We start from the raw sequence: 20,834 nt of genomic DNA, 5'->3' as shown, positions 1-20,834 counted from the left end.
CGGTGAGGGGGGTGCGGTGAGGTGGGGTGCGGTGAGGTGGGGTGGCGCAGACATGACAGGCGGGGGTTACGACAGTGCGGCTGGTCCAGACCTTTCGTCAAGAGGTCTGGACCAAACCTTGCGGGAGAAGGCGGCGAACGCCGAGCGGACTGACAACTATCAGCTGACAGATATTGAAATCTGTCAGCTGTCATGGCAGGGTGGACGCATGACGCTGCGAACCCGAAACCTCGGTACCACCGGCCCCCAGGTCTCCGCCCTCGGCCTCGGCTGCATGGGCATGTCCGCCCTCTACGGCGACGCCGACCGCGCGGAGTCCGTCGCGACCGTCCACGCCGCCCTGGAAGCGGGCGTCACCCTGCTCGACACCGGCGACTTCTACGCCATGGGCCACAACGAGATGCTCGTCGGCGAGGCCCTGCGCACAGCCCCGCCGGCCCGCCGCGAACAGGCCCTGCTCAGCGTGAAGTTCGGCGCCCTGCGCGACCCGGACGGCAACTGGAGCGGCTACGACGGCCGCCCCGCCGCCGTCCGCAACTTCGCCGCCTACTCCCTCCAGCGCCTGGGCGTCGACCACATCGACGTCTACCGCATCGCCCGCCTCGACCCGGACGTGCCGATCGAGGAGACCGTCGGTGCCATCGCCGAACTGATCGAGAAGGGGTACGTCCGGCACGTCGGTCTCAGCGAGGTCGGCGCCGAGACCGTCCGGCGGGCCGCCGCCACCGCCCCGATCGCCGATCTCCAGATCGAGTACTCGCTCCTGTCGCGCGGCATCGAGCAGGACATCCTGCCCACCACCCGCGAACTGGGCATCGGTGTCACCGCGTACGGCGTGCTCTCCCGCGGGCTCATCTCCGGCCACTTCTCCCGCGACCGGCAGCTGGCCGCGAACGACTTCCGCGCCCACTCGCCCCGCTTCCAGGGCGACAACCTCCGGCACAACCTCGACCTGGTCGACGCCCTCCGCGGGATCGCCGGGCGGAAGGACGCCACCGTCGCGCAGATCGCCATCGCCTGGGTCCTCTCCCGCGGCGAGGACATCGTGCCGCTGGTCGGTGCCCGCACCCGCGAGCGGCTGACCGAATCCCTGGGCGCTCTCGACGTCACCCTGGACGCGGCCGACCTCGCCGCCATCGAGAAGGCGGTCCCGCCGGACGCGGCGGCCGGCGAGCGCTACCCGTCCGCGCAGATGGCACACCTCGACAGCGAGCGCTGAATCCCCCGGCGGGTACGGTCTAGAGCATGCCACCGACCAGCGAGATCCTGACCGCCGAGCGCATCCTCGAGGCGACCGAGGAGGTGCTGCGCCGCCACGGCCCGGCCAAGGCCACCGTGGTCGACGTGGCCCGCGCGCTCGGCGTCAGCCACGGCAGCGTCTACCGGCACTTCCGGACCAAGGCGGCGCTGCGCGAAGCGGTCACGAAGCGGTGGCTGGACCGTACGTGCCGGTCGCTCGCCCGCACCGCCGCCGAGGACCGCGACCCGCAGGAGCTGCTGCGTGCCTGGCTCACGGGGCTGTTCGACGCCAAACGCCGCAAGGCGCACGACGATCCGGAACTGTTCGCGACGTACGGAGTGCTGGCTGCGGAGAACGGGACGGTGGTCGGCCAGCACATAGCCGATCTGACCGCCCAGCTGACCGGGATCATCACGGCCGGGACCGCGTCGGGCGTGTTCTCGGTGCCCGACCCGGCCGCCGCGGCCCGCGCCGTCTTCCAGGCCACCACCCGCTTCCACGACCCCTGCCACGCGGGGGAGTGGCGTCGCCCCGGCGCCGAGGAGGAGTTCCAGGCCGTGGTGAACCTGCTTGTACGCGGCCTGTCGGCACCCGGCATGCGCTGACCCGTCACGCGCTGATCCGCCAGAAGTCCCGCATCAGCGGGGTCGGCGTCGTGCACGTCCGGCGGCCGGAACCCGGTTCGCCGGCCTTCTGCCCGGGGCGAGCCTGCGGTAGCGGGTGGCCCTGAAACCGGTCACGACGACCACGCGTCGAGTTGACGGTGATCGCGATGATCGCTGCCGTTGAGCGCCAGGCAGCCCGCCGCTCACAGGGCGGGTGCGAAGAACCCCACGGTCGCCGGATCGCGGCTTCCCTGGCTCATTGCTCTTCCACACGACCGTTCAGATGAAAGAGAAGCCATTCCAGGCAATCCGCCCTGACTCCCAGGGACGCGGCCCAGCCGTGCATGGAGCTGACGTAGGTGGCGTAGCGGGTGGGCCAGTGGCGGGTGCCGGCCGCCTGCCAGCTGGACCACCCGAGGGCGTTCAGCGAGCGAAAGACCCGGTCGTCGAGGATCAGGGCCCGGTCACACGTGGCGTCGCGGTCGTCCACGGCCGCGAACCACTTGGTGAAGAAGGACCGCCCCACCCCCTTGATGACGAACTGCCGATAGGCCCTGCTCAGGTCGCCGCTTCGGACCGTTTCGCGCGTGGTCCGCAGGACGGTGGGCAGGCGCGGGTCGCGCAGGGCCGCTTCGGTGTACCGCGGCCCACGTCCGTTGGTGGTGCCCGAGCCCCAGATCATGACGGCCACGAACAGGTCGCGCAGGCCGCCGGGATCGTCGTCACCGACCCGGTCACGGAGACGGGCCAGGTCGCCGCGGCTGATGAGACGGTCACCGCTCGGCCTGCTCTCGGCTTTGACGCCGATATCGAGCACGTGTTCCGCCCCGAGCGGCTCCAACCGTGAGCGCCACGTCCCTGGACGGAAGCGCACGGGCTTCTGTGCGCAATCTCCGTGGCGGGCGACGAGTTCCCGAAGCTGCTCCATGCGGTTCCCCCTGCCGTGACGGCGGCATTCCGTCGTGGGCCACAGCGTAGGGGGGACACTCCCGCAGGACACGCCTGTCCGCGATGACGGACGGACCGGCCCACTGCCGGCACGACCAGAACCGACAGCGTGAACGCCCGGACGGTGGTCGCCGCGCCGTGGGAGTGGTCCGCCATGGCGAGCATGCGGGGACGGCTACCCGCCCTGCGGCAGCGTTCCGGTCCCGCGGGCCCGGCTCATCGATCCGCTCCCGGACCGGATGCCTCCCCGAAGCCGCCTGGGCGTCGCACCAGGCGCGGGCCGTCGGGAAGGACACGGCGCGGCGCGGTGACGGCGACAGCGCCGAGCGTCGCGGCCAGCGGTATCTCCGCGATGACCGCAAAGGCCATCGCGCTGTACCAGTCACTCCCGGCAAGGGCGGTCATCACGTCGAACCAGGCATCGAGGGCGAACAGTGTGGCGGTCGCGGATGCGACCGGAGCCAGACAGGCCGAGCGGGTGCGCAGCAGGACGGCAGTCGCCAGCAGCCCGAGCACTTCCAGCACGTCGAGTCCGATCCAGGAACTGGACCAGTTGCGTACCTCGGCATGACCGCGTGGGGCAGCTCCCATCTCGAAGATCCAGATGACCAGCACCGCGGCGAGCACCACGAAGGCACGCCCCAGCCGACGCGAGGACTTCTCACTGAACATCCGGGTACGGCCCCTCCCTCGTGGGTATCTCGTGCCGAGTGTCCGTCCCGCCGCCTGCGGATGTCCTCATCCACAAGACGACACCGACCTGAAGAAATTCAGGGGTGTCACCGCCGGCTGCTCGGGGTCGGCGGGGGCCGCCACCGGTGGCTGTCGCGGCCGAGCGCCTTCTAGGCTCTGGCCCCATGACGACAACGCACACCTACGACGTCACGGTCGAGTGGACGGGCAACCTCGGCTCCGGCACGGACAGTTACCGGTCCTTCAGCCGGGATCACGAGGTACTGGCGGACGGCAAGGCCGGGATCGCCGCCTCCTCGGATCCCGCGTTCCGCGGGGACCCCGCGCGATGGAACCCCGAGGAGCTGCTCGTGGCCTCCGTCGCCCAGTGCCACATGCTCTGGTACCTCCACCTGTGTGCTGTCGGCGGGGTCACCGTGACCGACTACGAGGATCACGCCCACGGGGTCATGACCATGGACGAGAACGGCGGTGGGGGCCGGATCACCGAGGTCGTCCTGCGTCCCGAGGTGACGGTCGCCGACGCGTCGATGGCGGAGAAGGCCCGCTCGCTGCACGGCGACGTGCCCGCCCTGTGCTTCATCGCCCGCTCGGTGAACTTCCCCATCACCCACACACCCGTCATTCGTGTCCAGGGAGACTGAGAAGCGCTCCGGCAGCACTCCGTCCGCAGGAGCGAACCACTCAGGCCACCGCCCATGACCCTGAAGGCCACGCTGGCCAGCGACAGCCGGCAGTCCTCCACCGTCGGGGCGTTGCAGGCCGTGGTGAGCATGATCGAGGCCAAGCACGGTCGCCGTCAGAGATCGGATGCCGACCTGCGAGTCGGGGACTGATCCGGATCGCGGAGGAGTTCAGGTACGGCGACGCATGGCCGGGGGCGGCCGTCCGCGGACCTGTGGTCGAAGGACTGGTCGGGTGCTGGCCACTCCCCTGTACCTCGAGTACGCGCCCCGCTGACGCGCGCAATGGGGCCCTGGACGTGGGCGGCCCCCGGTTCAGGCCCGGCCCGTGGCCCCCACCGGCTCGCGTGTTTCCGCCGGCTCCAGGTCGCCGGCCGTGCGTTCGGCCGTGCGGCGGGCCCACCGGCCGCTGGTCAGCAGGCCGAGGACCAGGACGGCCAGGCCGCAGCCGGCGAGGATCCACCAGCCGGGGCGGGCGGCGGCGACGAACGTGTGCCGGTACGGCGACGAGCCGATGCCGGACGCCAGGACCGCGCCGATCACCGCGACGCCGAGCGTCTGGCCCAGCTGCCGGCTGGTGGAGGCGACGGCCGCGGCGACACCGGCCTGCGCCCGGGGCATGCCCGAGACGGCCGTGTTGGTGATGGGCGCGTTCACGAAGCCGAAGCCGATGCCGAAGAGGACGTAGCCGGCCAGGCGGGCGGCGCCGGTGGTCTGCGCGTCGAACGCGGCGAACAGGACGGCGCTCGCGGTCATCGCCGTACCGGCCACCAGGAGGGGCAGTCGGGGGCCGCGGCTGCCGACCAGGCGGCCGGACAGGGGCGCGCACAGGAACGTCGGCACGGCCATCGGGAGCATCCACAGACCGGCGTGCAGCGCGTCCAGGCCCTGGACGTTCTGGAGGTACAGGGTGGACAGGAACAGGAACCCGCCCAGGGCCGCGAACGCGCTGATCGCTATCACGGTGGCTCCGCTGAACGGCGCCGAGCGGAAGAAGCGCAGGTCGATGAGGGGTTCGTCGCGCCGGGGCTCGTACCTGAGCAGGGCCAGCAGGGCCGCCACGGCGAGCACGGCGAACGGCACGACCGTGCCGGCGCCCGCGTCCGGCGCCTCGATGATCGCGTACGTCAGCGAGCCGAACAGGGCGATCACCAGCAGCTGGCCGACCGGGTCGGGACGGCGGGCCCTGGGCGCGCGGGACTCGGGGACGAAGCGGAGGGTGAGCAGGAGGGCGGCGAGGCCGACGGGGAGGTTGACCCAGAAGATCGCGCGCCAGCTCACCGACTGCACCAGCAGGCCGCCGACCAGTGGGCCGGCCGCCATGGAGATGCCGACCACGGCGCCCCACACGCCGATCGCGCGGGCGCGTTCCCGGGCGTCGGTGAAGGTGTTGGTGATGATCGACATGGCGACCGGGTTGAGCATCGAGCCGCCCACCGCCTGGACCATGCGGAACACGATGAGGAGTTCCAGGTTCGGGGCGAGGGAGCAGAGCAGCGAGCCGATGGAGAACACGACCAGGCCGGCCATGAAGACGCGTTTGCGGCCGATGCGGTCGGCGGTGGAGCCGGCGAGCATGAGCAGGGAGGCCAGGACGAGCGTGTACGCGTCGATCGTCCACTGGAGACCGGATGTGGCGGCGTGCAGGTCGCGCTGCATGGAGGGCAGTGCCACGTTCAGCGCGGTGTTGTCCAGGCTCACGATCAGCAGGCTCATGCAGCAGATCGCGAGCACGAGCAGACGTCGGCGATGGCTCAGCTCGGGCATGCGCTCCATCGTACGCCGATGTCGATAGTGCGGCTAACTAATGAGCGATACACCGTCTTCGCCGGCTCATGGACGGGTGACGCGCGCGGTGAGGGACAATGGGAGCTCGCCCTGTGCCGTACGTCCGTCCCCGGAGCCACGCGATGACCCACCCGCTGACCATCGGCCCGCACGCCGTCGTGCCGCCCGTCGTGCTCGCCCCCATGGCGGGGATCACGAACGCGCCCTTCCGCACGCTGTGCCGGGAGTTCAGCGGCGGCAAGGGCCTCTTCGTGAGCGAGATGATCACGACCCGGGCGCTGGTCGAGCGCAATGACAAGACGATGCAGCTGATCAGGTTCGACGCGAGCGAGCGGCCGCGCTCCCTCCAGCTGTACGGCGTCGACCCGGCGACCGTCGGCAAGGCCGTCCGCATGATCGCGGAGGAGGACCTCGCCGACCACATCGACCTGAACTTCGGCTGCCCCGTCCCGAAGGTCACGCGCAAGGGCGGTGGCTCGGCCCTGCCGTACAAGCGGAACCTGCTGCGGGCCATCCTGCGCGAGGCGGTCACCGGCGCGGGCGATCTGCCGGTGACCATGAAGATGCGCAAGGGCATCGACGACGACCACATGACCTACCTCGACGCCGGACGCATCGCCGTCGAGGAAGGGGTCACCGCGATCGCCCTGCACGGCCGCACGGCCGCCCAGCACTACGGCGGCACCGCCGACTGGGACGCCATCGCCCGCCTGAAGGAGCACGTCCCGGAGATCCCCGTGCTCGGCAACGGCGACATCTGGTCGGCGCAGGACGCCCTGCGGATGGTGCGCGAGACGGGCTGCGACGGGGTGGTCGTGGGCCGCGGCTGTCTGGGGCGGCCGTGGCTGTTCGCGGACCTGGTGGCGGTCTTCGAGGGCCGCGACGACTTCCGCCGGCCGGCCCTGCGCGAGGTGGCCGACGTCATGGTGCGGCACGCCACCCTGCTCGGTGAGTGGCTCGGTGACGAGGCACGCGGTGTCATCGACTTCCGCAAGCACGTGGCCTGGTACCTCAAGGGGTTCGCGGTCGGCTCCGAGATGCGCAAGCGGCTCGCGGTGACGTCCTCGCTGGCGGAGCTGCGGGCCGGCCTGGACGAGCTGGACCTCGCCCAGGGCTGGCCGGCCGGCGCGGACGGGCCGCGCGGCCGTACGTCCGGCAACAACCGGGTGGTGCTGCCGGACGGCTGGCTGAAGGACCCGTACGACTGCGCGGGCGTGAGCGAGGACGCGGAACTGGACACGTCCGGCGGCTGATCAGCCCTTCTTCGGGTGCGGTGTGGAGCCGTACGCCCTGAGGAAGCGGTCCCGGAAGGAACTCATCTTCCACACCGGGGCGTCGTGCGCGGGCCGCAGCCCGTCGGTCCAGCCCCAGCCGGCGACCTTGTCCAGCACCTTCGGATCCTTGGCGACGATCGACACCGGCACGTCCCGGCTGGCGTGGTTGCCGCTGACCCGGGCGATGGGCTGGTGGTCGCCGAGGAAGACCAGGACGGTGTCCCTGGTGCCGTACCGCTGCAGCCACTGGGTGAGCGCGGTCACCGAGTACTGGACCGACTTGCCGTACTCCTCGCGGGAGCGGGTGGTGTCGGCGATGACGTCCGCCGGGTCGTTGCCCGCCGCCTCGACGCCCTTGAAGACCGAGCCGTCACCCAGCCGGTCCCAGCCGACCATCTTCGGGATCGGCGCCCACGGCTGGTGGCTGGAGGTCAGGATGAGCAGCGACATCCGTGACCTGCCGCCGGCCGGCCGCTTGCTGTGCACCCGCTCCTGGTACTGCTGGAGGGCGTACTGGTCGGGCATGGTCGACCAGCTGAACTTCGGGCCCCGGTAGCCGAGCTGGAAGGCGTTGTAGACCTTGTCGAGGCCGTACCACTTCTGCTCCGGCCAGCCCTTCTGCACGCCCGGCATGACCCCGACCGTGTCGAACGCGCCCGTCTTCTTGAACGCCTCCGTCAGGCTGAGGTGGTCGCTGGCCATGACCGTGCGGTAGCGCTGCTGGTTGCTGATCCACAGGCCCGACATGGTGGTGGAGTGGCCGAGCCAGCTGCTGCCGCCGTAGGTCGCCGAGGTCAGCCAGCCGCTCTTCGCGTGGAAACCGGCCCTGGCGAGGGCCTTGGTGCGGGTGTCGAGGGTGGCGTCGACGCCCGGGGCCATGACCGGGTCCTCGATGGCGCTGCGGCCGTAGCTCTCGATGAACGTGAAGATCATGTCCTTGCCGCGCAGGCCGGGGACCAGCTGGCTGCCCGGGGTGTTCCCGAAGGCGTCGACGCGGGCCACCTTCCGGAACTCCGCCTCGTCGCGCAGCGTGGCCGACACCTGGCGCACCTGCGCCTTCAGCGCGGTGGCGGTGCGGTCGGCGGCGACCGGCACGCCGGCGACCTCCAGGCCGAGCGAGGAACACGTGATCCAGACGACCCCGGCGACCAGCGTGCCGCGGGTCGCGGCGGCGGTGTGCCGGGCGAGCAGGTTGCTCAGCCGGACCATGGCCAGCGCCGGCAGTACGAGGAGGAGTACGACGGCGACGATCACCCCGGCCACGGCGGCCAGGGTCGTCGTGCGGCCGAGGGAGTCCTCCAGATACGACTCCGCGTCGCCGAACAGCTCCCAGTCGAGGATCACGTTGAAGCCGCGGCCCAGGTACTGGTTGAAGCCCATGTCGAGCGCGTTCAGCACGGTCATCGCCCCGAGCGCGACCCCGGACACCGCCGCCAGCACCACCCGGGGCCGGCGCGGCAGCGCGAGCAGCACGGCGGCGCCGACGACCGCCTCGGCGGGAATCCGCAGGAACTTCGCCGGCCCCAGCCCCACCACCTTGTCGGGCATCACGAGCGCGGCGACGACGAGGGCGGCGGCCAGCACCGTGACGGTGACGGACAGCGCCCCGGCGGCGGCCGGATGCTCCTCCCGCCACCGCCGCCGCCACGCCGCCCAGAGGGTCCAGGGGCGGCGGAAGGGGCGCGGGACGGGTGCGGCCACCTCGGCGGCAACCGCCTCCTCGGCTGACTGGAGCGAGCTCATGCCCACCGTTACGGCCCCCCGGGGGCCGCCGTTCACGCGCGCCGGGCAAACACCTGGTCAACAGCGCGCGGCACCGCCGGCAGTACGGGGAGTGGACGTGACGGCGCCGGAGACGCTGCGGAAGACCACCACGACGACCGACGAAAACGCCCCCGAGACCGACGGGCAGCCCCCACGACCCGCGCACCCACCGGGATTCGTGACCCAGATCCGCCGGACCCCGCTGGCGCACCTTCGGGAGCCTCCACGTCCAGCTCGTCCGCCGGACCCTTTCGTGGTCCGCCGTCCGGCGGGCCTCACTGGCTCGCGCGTTGCCGGGAGCTTCCACGTCCAGCCCGTCCGCCGGGACTCCCGTGGTCCGCCGTCCGCCGCACTCCCGTGGTCCGCCGTCCGGCGGGTCCCGCTGGCTCGCGCGTTGCCGGGAGGTTCCGCGTCCAGCTCGTCCGCCGGGTCCTGTTGTGGTCCGCCGTCCGGCGGGCCTCGCTCGTGCTCGCGCGCCTTCGGGAGCCTCACGTCCAGCTCGTCCGCAGGACCCTTTCGTGGTCCGCCGTCCGGCGGGCCCCGCTGGCTCGCGCGTCGGCCGGGGGCTCTCCGCGTCCAGCCCGTCCGCCGGGACTCCCGTAGGCCTCTTGTCCGCCGGGCCCCGCTCGCTATCGCGTCGCCGGGGCCCTTCACGCTCAGGCCGTCCGCCGGAGCCCTTGCGGTCCGCCGTCCGGCGGGCCGCCGCGGTGCCGTCCGTTCTCGCTCGCCCACCCGCCGGGAGGCGCTACGCGCCGCCCACCGCCGTCAGCAGGGCCAGCGGTGCCGCCGCCGAGCGGGCCTCCCGTACGCAGGCGTGCGGATACGGCACCGGCTCGGTGTGCGTGTCCCGCCCGTACCCCGCCCACACCTCCGGCAGCCGGTGCCCGGTCGCCGCCGCCGCGTCGACCAGCGCGTGCGCGACCGTACGGGCCTCGTCGTGCAGCCCGTACCGCGCCAGCCCCAGCGTGATCAGCGCGTTGTCGTGCGGCCAGACCGAGCCGCGGTGGTAGGACAGCGGGTGGTACGCCGGCTGGCCGGCGGCGACCGTGCGCACGCCCCAGCCGGAGAAGAAGTCCGGCTCCAGCAGCCGCCGGCCGACCAGCTCCCCGTACTCCTTGTCCAGCAGCCCCGACCACAGCAGATGCCCGGCGTCGGACGCCAGCGCGTCGATGCGGCGGCCCTGTCCGTCCAGCGCGAGCGCCGGGAAGGAGTGCTCACGCATCCAGAAGTCGCGCTGGAACCGGTCCCGCAGGTCGGCCGCCGCCTGCTCCAGCAGCGCGGCGTACGTCTCGTCGGCCCACACCCCGCGCGCCACCGCGGCCGTGCGGCGCAGCGCGTCGTACGCGTAGCCCTGGGCGCCCGCCGCCATCACCGCGCCGCTGGGCCGGGTGCCGTCGGCGCAGCAGATCGCACCGGGGGAGTCCTTCCAGTTCTGGTTGGCGAGGCCGCCCTCGTCGGCGCGGTAGACGAGGTAGCCGCGCGAGGTGAGGCCGCCGTGGTCGAGCATCCAGCCGACGGCGGCGCGCGCGTGCGGCTCCAGACGCCGGGCCAGGGCCGTGTCGCCGGTCCGCTCGACGTACGCGCCGAGCAGGATCAGGAACAGCGGGGTGGCGTCGACCGAGCCGTAGTAGCGGCCGTAGGGGACCTGCCCGAAGTGGGCGAGTTCGCCGTGCCGGACCTCATGCACGATCTTGCCGGGCTGGGCGACCCGGGAGATGCCGCCGCCGGTCGCCTGGGTGGCGGCGAGGGCGAGGAGGGTGGCGGCGGCCGGCCGGGGGCGGTAGGGCAGGGCGAAGAGGGAGGTGAGGAGCGCGTCGCGGGCGATCAGGGTGAGGAACCAGGGGGCGCCGGCCGCCGGGACCCGCAGCTCCTCGCCGTCGGGCCCGCGCGCGGGGATCTGGAGCGCCGCCAGGTCGGCCAGGCCCCGGGCGCAGGACGCCGCCAGCTCCGGCCAGCCGGTCGGGAAGGCGACCCCCTCCATGAACTCGCCCTCCAGCTCCAGCATCTGCGCGTGCACGGCGGCCGGGTCCCGGGGCACGCGCAGGGCCCGCTTCTCGCCGTGCGGCCGGGCGATCACCCGCAGCACCAGCTCCGTCGTGCCGTGCGGTGCGAGGCCGAGGGTCCACACCAGGCGGCGGGCGCCGGTGCCCGTCTCCTCCACGGAGTCGGGGGGCGGGTCGGCGGTGATCGTCGTACTGGAGCGCCACTCGGCGCGCCGGTAGGTGAACTCGATGCCGTCGTCGAGGATCTCGCGGGAGCGTACGGCGCCGGCCTTGACGTAGGTGCGGTGGTCGGAGCGGAGTTCGAACTGGTCGGTGAAGTCGGCGTCGACGGTGAGCGCGAGCCGTACGGTGGTGGCCACCGGGCGGTTGCTGGTCACTGTGACCGAGTCCACCAACGAGCTGTCCCCGACGGCCTGTTCACGGAAGAGGGTGTGGGCCGGCGGTTCCTGCCGGCCGCCGCGGGGGACCAGCACGCAGCGGGCCGCGTCCCCGTCCGCGACCGGCGCGAGCACCTCGGGCACCGCGCCGTCGACGGTGAGCTGCCAGCGGCTGAGATGCCGGGCGTCCCGGACGAACAGGCCGTCCGGCACGCACCCGCCCCGCACTCCGCCGATGTCACCCCGGTCACCCACGGCGGCGAACGTCGCACCGTGCACGAGCAGATGATGCCGTTCCGTCATCTCCGGTCCCCTCCCTTGTCACTCCTGTCGAACGCGCCACTGCCCGTCGGGGACACGCCCGGTTCCGGGCGGTCCGTGGCCAGCAGGTCGAGCGCGAGCGCGGCGGTCCAGCCGAAGCCGGTCGCACCGCAGGCCTCACCGGTGAACGGATCGACGTACTCGGCGAACCCGGAGGCGTCGGCCAGCCGCACCACGGCCGCGCGCAGGGTGTCGGCCGCCGCCGTCTCGCCGTGCGTCCGCAGCCCGCGCTCCACCAGCCAGCCGGTGTTGAACCAGGCCGGGCCGCGCCAGTACCGGTGCGGGTCGAACGCCTCGCCGAGCAGGTCGTAGCTGGGCACGAGCCGGGTGCGGTCGCCGAACGAGAAGTGCGGCCCGCGCAGGGTGCGGACGAGCGCGGCGGCGATGTCGCGGGGCAGGCCCGGCAGCAGCAGCGGGACCAGGCCGGAGACCCCGCGCTCGGCGACGAGGCCCCCGCCCCGCAGGTCCCGGCAGCGGAACATCCCGGCCCGCGGGTCCCACAGCCGCTCCACCAGCGCCGCCGTCAGCCGTTCGGCGCGGGCGTACCGGCCGGTGCCGGCCGCGCCCAGTTCCCCGGCGATCCGGGCGAGGGCGTACTCGGAGGCGATGAGCAGCGCGTTGAACGCCGGGTCCTCGACGGCGAACTCCCCGTCCTCCCGGGTGTATCCGCGGTCCCGGTAGTCGGCGGCCAGCCGCACGTACCGCCCGTAGTCCAGGTCCGTGGGCCGGTCCCCGGGCGCGCCGTGGTCGAGATCGGCGCGGCGGAAGGAGCGGGCCGGGGCCGGGGTGATCCGGGCGAGCGGGGCGTCCCAGCAGGGGCTGTTGTCCATGCCCTGCTCCCAGGGGTGCACGACGGACACCAGGCCGCCGCCGCCCAGGTCCCGGCGGTGCAGCAGATACCGGTGCCAGGCGGCCAGCCGCGGGTGGAGCCGGGTCAGAAAGCCGCGGGCCCGGGAGAGCACGGGGTCGGCGCGGTGCACCAGCCAGGCCGCCAGCGCGTGCACGGGTGGCTGCACGATCCCGGACGTCTGTACGGTGCGCGGGGCGCCCGCGGCGCGCCCGGCGGTGGCGGAGCGCCAGAAGTCGGGGCTCGGGAAGTAGGCGTCGAGCGGCACGGAGGGGTTGAACACGATGTGCGGGACGCGCCCGTCGGCCCACTGGGCCGTCAGCAGCGTCTCCAGTTCGGTCTGGGCGCGCAGCGGCGAGATGTGCCGCAGTCCGATGGCGATGAACGCCGAGTCCCAGGACCACTGGTGCGGATACAGGTTGCGGGACGGGACCGTCGAGCTGCCCGTCCAGTTGGCGTCCAGCACCCGGGCCGCTCTGACGTGCGCGGACGCCGTCGAGTCCGGCGGATCGTATGCGATCTCGCCGGGTGCGGGACGGGCTGTGAGCTGGGCAGTGCGATCCACTCGGGGCTCCCCGAAGACATCCGGCCGACCGGGTTTGGCTACGGCTACCGCAGGGTTACGTCTATTTAACACGCAAAACCCAATATGTAAGGGAAGCTTGATGAACACAAGGGGGTGCGCATGACCGGGCGGCCGGGACGGACGGGCAGGGGCGCGGGACAGGCCAGCTCCGGCGACCTGCTCGAACTGGTGCGCAGCGGACGCGCGGTGACACGGGGTGCGCTCCAGCAGGTGACCGGACTGTCCCGGGCCACCGTCGGCCACCGCCTGGACCGGCTGTTCCGGGCCGGCTGGCTGCGGGAGGGCGCCGGCGGCCCGGTCGGCTCCCCGCTCGGCGGACGCCCCGCCGTCACCCTGGAGTTCGACGACTCCCATGCCGTCGTCCTCGCCGCCGACCTCGACACCCGGCACGCCCGCGCGGCCGTCCTCACCCTGGCCGGCGACCTCCTCGCCGAACACTCCGGCGCGCTCGCCGTCGACGACGGTCCGGACGCCGTCCTCGGTCAACTGGGCCGCTGGTTCGCCCGGTTGCTTGCCGAGGCGGGGCACCGGGCCGGGGAGGTCTGCGGCATCGGACTCGGCGTGCCCGGCCCGGTGGACAGCGAGACCGGCCGGGTCGTGCAGCCCCCGATCATGCCGGGCTGGGACGGCTACGACATACGGGGCCGGCTCTCCCGCGCCTTCACCGAGCACACCGGCGCCCACGCGGTCCCGGTCCTGGTCGACAACGACGCCAACCTGATGGCCTACGGCGAACAGCGCGCCGGACACCCCGACTGCACGGCCTTCATGCTGGTCAAGGTCTCCACCGGCATCGGCGCCGGGGTGATCGTGCACGGCTCGGTCTACCGGGGCGTGGACGGCGGGGCCGGCGACATCGGGCACATACGGGTGGGCACCGAGGCGCTGTGCCGGTGCGGTTCGTACGGCTGTCTCGCCGCCGTCGCGAGCGGTGGCGCGGTGGCCCGGCGGCTGGCCGCCTCCGGGGTGCCGGCCGCCTCCGGCTCCGACGTGCGGGACCTGCTGGCCGCCGGCCACCCGGAGGCCGCCGCGCTGGCCCGGGAGGCCGGGCGCCGGGTCGGGGACGTGCTGGCGACCGTCGTGACACTGCTCAACCCGGGCGTCCTGATGATCGCGGGCGACCTGGCCGGGACGCCGTTCGTCACCGGCGTGCGCGAGCTGCTCTACCAGCGGGCGCTGCCCCGCTCCACGGCCCGCCTGGAGGTCGTCACCTCCCGGCTCGGGGAGCGGGCCGGGCTGCTCGGGGCCGGTGCGCTGGTCGTGGAGCACCTGTACGCGCCGGAGCGGGTCGAGGAGCGGCTCACGGCGATGGGCATGTGACGCGGGTGTTTCCGGAGGTGGAGCCCGTCCGCGGCCGGGTCCGCATGGTGGAACGGGCCGCTCTGTGGCAGCGTGATTCTCGCCACCCTTGATAAGGGTCGCGCTCAAACGAGCGGATCAAGCACGACTGCACTTCTCCAAGGGGTGGCACTGGGTGCCACCCCTTGATCGTTCATCGATCGAACTCAGTCGTGCTGGACAATGCTCACATGAGCGTAGAACTCGCCTTGAAGGAGCTCTTGTCTTCAAGAAGTGAAAACACTGAGCGCGCTTGGCTTGCCAAGCCTTGACTTTCGATCCGCTGGCGGACAGGTGGTTACAGGCGCATGACGCGCAAGTGGACGTACCCAGGGGCCTTCGATCTGGGTATGTTCCTGGCCGTCAGGGCAGCCACCGTGGCCTCAAGGAGTCGAGACCCGTGTCGGAAAACAAAGATCCCCACGCAGCGAAGTTCGTTTACGACTTCACCGAGGGCAACAAGGACCTCAAGGACCTCCTCGGTGGCAAGGGTGCCAACCTCGCCGAGATGACCAACCTGGGTCTCCCGGTCCCTCCCGGCTTCACCATCACCACGGAGGCCTGCAAGGTCTACCTGGACAGCGGTGAGGAGCCCGCGGCACTGCGTGACGAGGTCAGTGCGCACCTGGACGCCCTCGAGCAGAAGATGGGCAAGAAGCTCGGCCAGCCCGACAACCCGCTGCTGGTCTCGGTCCGCTCCGGCGCCAAGTTCTCCATGCCCGGCATGATGGACACCGTCCTGAACATCGGCCTCTCCGACAAGTCGGTCAAGGGCCTGGCCGAGCAGGCCGGCGACGACCGCTTCGCGTGGGACTCCTACCGCCGCCTGATCCAGATGTTCGGCAAGACCGTCCTCGGCGTCGACGGCGACCTCTTCGAGGAGGCCCTGGAGAAGGCCAAGCACGCCAAGAAGGTCACGGTCGACACCGACCTGGAGGCCGCCGACCTGAAGAAGCTGGTCGCGACCTTCAAGAAGATCGTCAAGACGGAGGCCGGCCGCGACTTCCCGCAGGAGCCGCGCGAGCAGATGGACCTCGCCATCAAGGCGGTCTTCGACTCCTGGAACGGCGACCGCGCCAAGCTGTACCGCCGCCAGGAGCGCATCCCGCACGACCTCGGCACCGCCGTGAACGTCTGCTCCATGGTCTTCGGCAACCTGGGCCCGGACTCCGGCACCGGCGTCGCCTTCACCCGCGACCCCGCCTCCGGCCACCAGGGCGTCTACGGCGACTACCTCCAGAACGCGCAGGGCGAGGACGTCGTCGCGGGCATCCGCAACACCGTTCCGCTGGCCGAGCTGGAGCAGATCGACAAGAAGTCGTACGACCAGCTCATGCAGATCATGGCGACCCTGGAGAACCACTACAAGGATCTCTGCGACATCGAGTTCACCATCGAGCGCGGCCAGCTGTGGATGCTCCAGACCCGCGTCGGCAAGCGCACCGCCGGCGCCGCGTTCCGCATCGCCACCCAGCTCGTGGACCAGGGCCTGATCGACGAGACCGAGGCGCTCCAGCGGGTCACCGGCGCCCAGCTGGCCCAGCTGATGTTCCCGCGCTTCGACGAGCACGCCAAGACCGCGCAGGTCGGCCGGGGCATCGCCGCCTCGCCGGGCGCCGCGGTCGGCAAGGCCGTCTTCGACTCCTACACCGCCGTGAAGTGGTCCCGCTCCGGCGAGAAGGTCATCCTGGTCCGCCGCGAGACCAACCCCGACGACCTCGACGGCATGATCGCCGCCGAGGGCATCCTGACCTCGCGCGGCGGCAAGACCTCCCACGCGGCCGTCGTCGCCCGCGGCATGGGCAAGACCTGTGTCTGCGGCGCCGAGGAGCTGGAGGTCGACACCAAGCGCCGCCGGATGACGGTCCCCGGCGGCCATGTGGTGGAGGAGGGCGACCTGATCTCCATCGACGGCTCGTCCGGCAAGGTCTACCTGGGCGAGGTCCCCGTCGTGCCCTCCCCGGTCGTGGAGTACTTCGAGGGCCGGATGCACCCCGGCGCCGACGACGCGGACGAGCTGGTCGAGGCGGTCCACCGCATGATGGCCTTCGCCGACCGCAAGCGCCGCCTGCGCGTGCGCGCCAACGCCGACAACGCCGAGGACGCGCTGCGCGCCCGCCGCTTCGGCGCCCAGGGCATCGGCCTGTGCCGCACGGAGCACATGTTCCTCGGCGACCGCCGCGAGCTGGTCGAGCGGCTGATCCTGGCGGACACCGAGCAGGAGCGCGAGGAGTCCCTGAAGGCCCTGCTGCCGCTCCAGAAGAAGGACTTCGTGGAGCTCTTCGAGGCGATGGACGGCCTGCCCGTCACCATCCGCCTCCTCGACCCCCCGCTGCACGAGTTCCTGCCCGACATCACCGAGCTGTCGGTCCGCGTGGCCCTGGCCGAGTCCCGCCAGGAGCCGCACGAGAACGACCTGCGCCTGCTCCAGGCCGTCCACCGCCTGCACGAGCAGAACCCGATGCTGGGCCTGCGCGGCGTACGCCTCGGCCTGGTCATCCCCGGCCTGTTCACCATGCAGGTCCGCGCGATCGCCGAGGCCGCGGCGGAGCGCAAGGCCGCCAAGGGCGACCCGCGCGCGGAGATCATGATCCCGCTCGTGGGCACGGTCCAGGAGCTGGAGATCGTCCGCGAGGAGGCGGACCAGGTCATCGCCGAGGTCCAGGCGGCGACCGGTACGGCGCTCAAGCTGGCGATCGGCACGATGATCGAGCTGCCGCGGGCCGCGCTGACCGCCGGCCAGATCGCGGAGGCGGCCGAGTTCTTCAGCTTCGGCACCAACGACCTGACCCAGACGGTGTGGGGCTTCAGCCGCGACGACGTGGAGGCATCCTTCTTCACGGCCTACCTGGAGAAGGGCATCTTCGGCGTCTCCCCGTTCGAGACGATCGACAGGGACGGCGTCGGCTCCCTCGTGAAGCTGGCGGCGGAAGCGGGCCGGCGTACCCGCCCCGACCTGAAGCTCGGCGTCTGCGGCGAGCACGGCGGTGACCCGGAGTCGGTGCACTTCTTCCACGAGGTCGGCCTGGACTACGTCTCCTGCTCCCCGTTCCGCATCCCGGTCGCCCGCCTGGAGGCCGGCCGCGCGGCCACGCAGTCGACGGGCAGCGACCACCGCTAGGGCGGTCCGGACCCCGGAGCCGTCACCGGTCCCCGACCCTCATCCGATCGGCGGCGGCTCCGGCACACGAAAAGAGAGGCGGCGGCATCCCTGTGCGGGGGGTGCCGCCGCTTCGCGTGCGGCCGGCGGCGAGACGCTCCGGCCGTGACACACGCGTGCAACACCCCTTTCGTAATCGTCGTGGATGGTTGATCGTTGGGCCGTGCATCGATGACGGACGTCTGGGGGCACAGGATGACGATCAGCCGCAGGACCCTGCTGGCCGCGGGTGCGGGCGCCGGACTGCTCACCGCGTGCGGAGGCAACACGGGGCGCGGGGGCGGCGGTTCGGGGCCGTCGCTGTCGCAGTGGTACCACCAGTACGGCGAGCAGGGCACCGAACAGGCCGTGCGGCGCTACGCCGGGGCGTACAAGAAGGCACGCGTCGACGTGCAGTGGCGGCCGGGGAACTACGACCAGCAGACCGCCGCCGCCCTGCTCACCGGCTCCGGGCCCGACGTGTTCGAGGTCAACGGGCCGACGCTCGACCAAATCCGGGGCGGGCAGGTCGTCGACCTCACCGGGCTGCTGGAGGGCGTCAAGGACGACTTCGCGCCGGCCGCGCTCGCGCCGAAGACGTACGACGGCAGGATCTGGGCCGTGCCGCAGGTCATCGACACGCAGCTGCTCTACTACCGCAAGAGCCTGCTCAAGGACGCCGGCGTGGAGCCGCCCACCACCCTGGACGCCCTGGTCGACGCGGCCCGCGCCCTCACCGACCGCAGGACCAAGGGGCTGTTCCTCGGCAACGACGGGGGAGCGGGCGTGCTCGGCGGAACACCCCTGTACGCGGCGGGACTCAGCCTCGTCACCGAGGACGGGAAGCCCGGCTTCGACGACCCCGCCGCCGCCCGCACCCTCGGCAAGCTGCACCGGCTGTACGCCGACAAGTCGCTGCTCCTGGGCGCGCCCAGCGACTGGTCGGACCCGTCCGCCTTCGTCCAGGGGCTGACCGCGATGCAGTGGTCCGGGCTGTGGGCGCTGCCGCAGGTGCGGAAGGAACTCGGCGACGACTTCGGGGTGCTGCCGTTCCCCGCGGACGGGCCCGGCGGCCGGCCCGCGGTACCCGTCGGCGCGTACGGGTCCGCCGTCAGCGCGCGCAGCGGGCACCGGGAGGCCGCCGAGGACTACGTGAAGTGGCTGTGGGTGGAACGCACCGACTTCCAGCAGGACTTCGCGTTGTCCTACGGCTTCCACATCCCGGCCCGGACCTCCCTCGCGAAGAAGGCGGACCGGCTGAGGTCGGGGGCCGCCGCCGACGCCGTCCGGTTCACCACCGACCACGGCTACGCCCAGCCGCTGCTGTGGACCCCGGCCGGCCAGAGCGCCTACCAGGACGCGCTCAGCAGGATCATCAGGAACGGGGCCGATCCCGCGCGGGAACTGCGGCCGGTCGTCGGGAAGGTGTCGGCCGAACTCGACCGTGTGAAGAAGAAGCCGTGAGGCGGCGGCGGGCGCTGTGGTTCTGGGTGTTCGTCGGGCCGTTCGCCCTCGGGCTCGCCCTGTTCACGTACGTACCGCTGCTGTGGAGCGTGGCGCTCAGCTTCTTCGACGCGCACAACACCGTCACGCCCACGCACTTCGCCGGGCTGGACAACTACACGGCGATGCTCGGGGATCACGCCTTCCTCGACAGCCTGCGCACCTTCCTCGTCTTCACCGCCTTCATCGTGCCCGTCACCTACGGGTGCTCCCTCTCCCTGGCCCTGATGGTCAACCGGGTCCGGCGTGCCCGGGCCTTCTTCCGGTCCGTGTTCTTCCTGCCGGCCGCGTGCAGCTACGTGGTGGCCGCGCTCGTGTGGAAGATGTCCGTCTTCAGCGGGGTGCGGTTCGGACTGGCGAACACCGTGCTGGGCTGGTTCGGCGCCGACCCCGTCGCCTGGCTGGCCTCGCCCGACCCGCCCTGGTACTGGCTGGTCATCGTGACCGTACGGCTCTGGCTCCAGGCCGGGTTCTACATGATCCTGTTCCTCGCCGGGCTCCAGCGGATCGACCCGGTGCTGTACGAGGCGGCGGCCGTGGACGGGGCCCGGCCCGGCTGGACCGTGCTGCGGCACATCACCCTGCCGCAGCTGCGGGCCACCTCGGTCGCGGTCGTGCTGCTGCTCGTCGTCAACGCCTTCCAGGCCTTCGACGAGTTCTACAACCTGCTGTCGGACGCGCGGGGCTATCCGCCGTACGCCCGGCCGCCCCTGGTCTACCTGTACTACACCGCGCTCGGGCAGGGGCAGAACCTGGGGCTCGGCAGCGCGGGCGCGGTGATCCTGGCGCTGGTCGTCGCCGTCGTCACGGTGGGGCAGGCGCGCTGGCTGCGGCTGGGAAGGACGGACGGCGATGGATGACGCCCTGGTGCGGGCCGGCCGGGCGCTGCGGCTGGTGCTGCTGATCGCGCTCGCCCTGCTCTTCCTGATCCCCTTCTACCTGCTCCTGCGCAACGGCCTGGCCGACGAGCGGGACATCACCTCCCCGCAGTGGACGTTCTTCCCGCGTCAGGTGCGGTGGGGGAACGTCCGCGAGCTGTTCGCCGATCCGTCCGTACCGTTCGCCCGGTCCCTGCTCAACTCCGCGCTGATCGCGGTCGCCACCACCCTGGGCACCCTGCTCCTGGCCTCCCTCGCCGGGTACGGCCTGGCCCGCATCCCCTACCGGCACGCCAACAAGGTGTTCTACGCCGTCCTGGGCACCCTGCTGGTCCCGGCGGCCGTCACCTTCGTCCCCAGCTTCGTGCTGGTGTCGTCGCTGGGCTGGATCTCCACGCTCCGGGGGCTGATCGTCCCGACGCTGTTCCCGGCGTTCGCCTGCTTCGTCTTCCGGCAGTACTTCCTCGGGTTCCCGCACGAGCTGGAGGACGCGGCGCAGGTGGACGGGCTCGGGTACTGGCGGACGTACTGGCTGGTCGTCGTGCCCGACGCCCGGCCGGTGTTCGCGGCCGTCGGGACCATCGTCTTCCTGGGCGCCTGGAACTCCTTCCTGTGGCCGCTGGTGATCGGGCAGGACCGGAACGCCTGGACGGTGCAGGTCGCCCTGTCCACGTTCACCACCGCCCAGGTCGTACGGCTGCACGAGCTGTTCGTGGCCGCCGCCGTGTCGGTGCTGCCGCTGCTGCTGGTGTTCCTGTGCTTCCAGCGGTGGATCGTGGCGGGGGTGGAGCGGTCCGGGATCGACTGACGGCCGGGGCGGGCCCGGCCGTCGTCAGGCACTGCCGGA

At 72.1% G+C, this 20,834-nt stretch carries 16 protein-coding genes; 10 read left to right on the top strand and 6 right to left on the bottom strand.

The window, feature by feature from the left end; all coding sequences use genetic code 11:
* Window positions 1–208 precede the first annotated feature (208 nt).
* Together ABZ117_RS00805 and ABZ117_RS00800 are read left to right on the top strand one after the other, a co-directional pair.
* On the top strand, window positions 209–1,219 hold the full coding sequence (locus ABZ117_RS00805; RefSeq protein WP_356816211.1) for an aldo/keto reductase: 1,011 nt from the start codon (window positions 209–211) through the stop codon (window positions 1,217–1,219).
* A 26-nt stretch (window positions 1,220–1,245) separates the two neighbouring features.
* Entirely contained in the window at window positions 1,246–1,845 is a 600-nt protein-coding gene (locus ABZ117_RS00800; protein ID WP_356816210.1) for a TetR family transcriptional regulator, read from the top strand.
* Window positions 1,846–2,101: 256 nt separating this feature from the next.
* On the opposite strand, the gene ABZ117_RS00795 is transcribed toward ABZ117_RS00800, so the two are convergent.
* Entirely contained in the window at window positions 2,102–2,773 is a 672-nt protein-coding gene (locus tag ABZ117_RS00795; RefSeq protein WP_356816209.1) for a hypothetical protein, read from the bottom strand.
* Between the two features lie 236 nt (window positions 2,774–3,009).
* A complete protein-coding gene (locus ABZ117_RS00790; protein WP_356816208.1) occupies window positions 3,010–3,465 on the bottom strand; it encodes a hypothetical protein in 456 nt (151 codons plus the stop codon).
* 185 nt (window positions 3,466–3,650) lie between these two features.
* Between ABZ117_RS00790 and ABZ117_RS00785 the strand changes: the two genes are divergently transcribed.
* Together ABZ117_RS00785 and ABZ117_RS00780 are read left to right on the top strand one after the other, a co-directional pair.
* Window positions 3,651–4,130, top strand: coding sequence for an OsmC family protein (locus tag ABZ117_RS00785; protein ID WP_356816207.1), 480 nt, complete (start codon window positions 3,651–3,653; stop codon window positions 4,128–4,130).
* A 54-nt stretch (window positions 4,131–4,184) separates the two neighbouring features.
* Window positions 4,185–4,322, top strand: a complete 138-nt coding sequence (locus ABZ117_RS00780; RefSeq protein WP_356816206.1) for a hypothetical protein — start codon at window positions 4,185–4,187, stop codon at window positions 4,320–4,322.
* A gap of 162 nt (window positions 4,323–4,484) precedes the next feature.
* On the opposite strand, the gene ABZ117_RS00775 is transcribed toward ABZ117_RS00780, so the two are convergent.
* The gene (locus tag ABZ117_RS00775; RefSeq protein WP_356816205.1) at window positions 4,485–5,936 is read right to left on the bottom strand and encodes an MFS transporter; all 1,452 of its coding nucleotides are present in this window, start codon (window positions 5,934–5,936) and stop codon (window positions 4,485–4,487) included.
* Window positions 5,937–6,079: 143 nt separating this feature from the next.
* On the opposite strand from ABZ117_RS00775, the gene dusB reads away from it, so the two are divergent.
* A complete protein-coding gene (gene dusB / locus ABZ117_RS00770; RefSeq protein ID WP_356816204.1) occupies window positions 6,080–7,210 on the top strand; it encodes a tRNA dihydrouridine synthase DusB in 1,131 nt (376 codons plus the stop codon).
* Here the strand turns inward: dusB and ABZ117_RS00765 are convergent, their stop codons facing one another.
* The 3 genes from ABZ117_RS00765 to ABZ117_RS00755 form a co-directional block, all read right to left on the bottom strand.
* Window positions 7,211–8,779 carry a CDP-alcohol phosphatidyltransferase gene (locus ABZ117_RS00765; protein ID WP_356816616.1) on the bottom strand — a complete coding sequence of 523 codons (1,569 nt, stop codon included), beginning with the start codon at window positions 8,777–8,779 and terminating at the stop codon, window positions 7,211–7,213. It abuts the gene before it with no gap.
* A 961-nt stretch (window positions 8,780–9,740) separates the two neighbouring features.
* Entirely contained in the window at window positions 9,741–11,678 is a 1,938-nt protein-coding gene (locus ABZ117_RS00760; RefSeq protein ID WP_356816203.1) for a glycogen debranching N-terminal domain-containing protein, read from the bottom strand.
* A complete protein-coding gene (locus tag ABZ117_RS00755) occupies window positions 11,675–13,108 on the bottom strand; it encodes a hypothetical protein (RefSeq protein WP_356816202.1) in 1,434 nt (477 codons plus the stop codon). The genes ABZ117_RS00760 and ABZ117_RS00755 overlap by 4 nt, the downstream gene beginning before the upstream one ends.
* A 120-nt stretch (window positions 13,109–13,228) precedes the next feature.
* Here ABZ117_RS00755 and ABZ117_RS00750 point away from each other — a divergent pair, with 120 nt between their 5' ends.
* The 5 genes from ABZ117_RS00750 (at window position 13,229) to ABZ117_RS00730 (ending at window position 20,795) form a co-directional block, all read left to right on the top strand.
* Window positions 13,229–14,449: an ROK family protein gene (locus ABZ117_RS00750; RefSeq protein WP_356816201.1), complete on the top strand. Its 1,221-nt coding sequence runs from the start codon at window positions 13,229–13,231 to the stop codon at window positions 14,447–14,449.
* Window positions 14,450–14,867: 418 nt separating this feature from the next.
* A complete protein-coding gene (gene ppdK, locus ABZ117_RS00745; protein WP_356816200.1) occupies window positions 14,868–17,588 on the top strand; it encodes a pyruvate, phosphate dikinase in 2,721 nt (906 codons plus the stop codon).
* Window positions 17,589–17,822: 234 nt separating this feature from the next.
* Window positions 17,823–19,070 carry a sugar ABC transporter substrate-binding protein gene (locus ABZ117_RS00740; RefSeq protein WP_356816199.1) on the top strand — a complete coding sequence of 416 codons (1,248 nt, stop codon included), beginning with the start codon at window positions 17,823–17,825 and terminating at the stop codon, window positions 19,068–19,070.
* Window positions 19,067–19,969 carry a sugar ABC transporter permease gene (locus tag ABZ117_RS00735; RefSeq protein WP_356816198.1) on the top strand — a complete coding sequence of 301 codons (903 nt, stop codon included), beginning with the start codon at window positions 19,067–19,069 and terminating at the stop codon, window positions 19,967–19,969. The genes ABZ117_RS00740 and ABZ117_RS00735 overlap by 4 nt, the downstream gene beginning before the upstream one ends.
* Window positions 19,962–20,795, top strand: coding sequence for a carbohydrate ABC transporter permease (locus ABZ117_RS00730; RefSeq protein WP_356816197.1), 834 nt, complete (start codon window positions 19,962–19,964; stop codon window positions 20,793–20,795). Before ABZ117_RS00735 ends, ABZ117_RS00730 begins: the two co-directional genes overlap by 8 nt.
* The last annotated feature ends 39 nt before the right edge of the window (window positions 20,796–20,834 follow it).

It is taken from the genome of Streptomyces sp. NPDC006309, assembly GCF_040613095.1.
Classification (GTDB): Bacteria; Actinomycetota; Actinomycetes; order Streptomycetales; family Streptomycetaceae; genus Streptomyces.
The sequence above is the reverse complement of the archived record's forward strand: the minus strand, read 5'-3'. Positions and strand labels throughout refer to the sequence as shown.